This window comes from Streptomyces sp. SID4985, assembly GCF_009863025.1.
Classification (GTDB): Bacteria; Actinomycetota; Actinomycetes; order Streptomycetales; family Streptomycetaceae; genus Streptomyces.
This window is the reverse complement of the sequence record NZ_WWIR01000177.1, coordinates 1-1,488: the sequence shown is the minus strand read 5'-3', so window position 1 is coordinate 1,488 and position 1,488 is coordinate 1. Positions and strand designations below refer to the sequence as shown.

The 1,488-nt window shown below is 74.7% G+C and carries 1 protein-coding gene and 1 pseudogene; one reads left to right on the top strand and one right to left on the bottom strand.

What is annotated here, in order from left to right:
• Window positions 1–439: pseudogene (locus tag GTW40_RS06965) on the bottom strand (hypothetical protein); the annotation flags it as partial.
• Between the two features lie 165 nt (window positions 440–604).
• Here GTW40_RS06965 and GTW40_RS32525 point away from each other — a divergent pair.
• Window positions 605–1,488: biosynthetic peptidoglycan transglycosylase (locus GTW40_RS32525; protein WP_161179279.1), on the top strand; the 884-nt coding region annotated here is incomplete at its 3' end.

The following is a 1,488-nucleotide window of genomic DNA, read 5'->3' as shown; positions in this document are numbered from 1 at the left end:
GCAGGGCTCCGGCGCGGGTCGACCGGGCCAGGGTGCGGCCCCGGGTGGTCGGACGGGTCAGCCGAGTCAGGCTTCCGGTCCGGGGGGTCAGGTGCCCGGCGCCGACCGTTCGGGCCGGGGCGGACAGGGTGCTCAGTCCGTCGGTACGGAGGGCGCGCGTCGCGCCGGTCAGGCCCCGCAGGGCCCCGGCGCCGGTCGTCCGGGCCAGGGTGGTCAGGCCCCGCAGGGCGAGGGCCCCGGTACCGGCCGAGCGGACCGGCCCGCGCAGGACACCGGCACGGACCGCCGGGGCGAGGGCACTTCCGCGTCCCAGTCCGGCGGAGCGGGCCGTCCCGACCAGGGTGCTCCCGCGTCCCAGTCCGCAGACGCGGGTCGCCCCGGACAGCCCGGCCAGGCGTCCCAGGGCGCCGGTGCCAACCGCCCCGGACAGACCGGTCACGCGCCGCAGGCACCCGGTGCCGACCGCCCGCAGCCCCAGGCGCCGCAGGCACCCGGCGCTCCGCGTCGTAGCCCCGACGAAACACGGCAGGGCGCCGCCCAGAACCCCTCCGTCCCAGGCCCCCGCTCCGGTGCCGAGGAGACGCCCGCTGTCGAGAGCACGCAGGTGCTCCGGCGGATCAAGGCGCCCCAGGGGGCCAAGGGCGCCGCCAAGAGCGAGCCGCCCGCCACCGAGAGCACGCAGGTCCTGCGGCGGATAAAGGACCCCAAGAGCGAGCCGCCCGCCGACGAGCACACGCAGGTGCTCCGGCGGATCAACGCGCCCCGCCAGGGCGACCAGCAGACCGCCACGCCCACCGACACCGGCGCCGCCGCGGCCACCACCGTCATCCCCCGTACCCCCGCGGCCCCCGCCCCCGAGACGGCCTCCGCGTCCGGCGGAAACGGCAGCGGCGGCAGCGGCGGAGGCGGCGGCAAGGGCAACGGCAAGAAGCCCAAGCGCACCGGCTGGCGCCGCCTCGTCCCCGGCTGGCGGCTCGTCCTCGGGACCGTCGTCGTCGGCGCGCTGCTGATCATCGGCCTCTTCTTCCTCGGCTACTCGATGGTGAAGATCCCGCCCGCCAACGCCCTCGCCACCAAGCAGAGCAACGTCTACCTCTACGCCGACGGCTCCCAGCTCGCCCGCGACACCCGCGACAGCCAGGTCAACCGCGAGAACGTCAACCTCGCCGAGGTCTCCAAGAACGCCCAGCACGCCGTACTCGCCGCCGAGGACCGGGACTTCTACACCGAGCCCGCCGTCGACCCCAAGGCGATGCTCCGCGCGGGCTGGAACATGGCCACCGGCAAGGGCAGGCAGTCCGGCTCCACCATCACCCAGCAGTACGTGAAGAACTACTACCTGGCCCAGGAGCAGACCCTGAGCCGCAAGGCCAAGGAGTTCTTCATCTCGGTCAAGCTGGGCCGCGAGAAGTCCAAGAACGAGATCCTCGAGGGCTACCTCAACACCAGCTTCTTCGGCCGCGGCGCCTACGGCATCCAGGCCGCCGC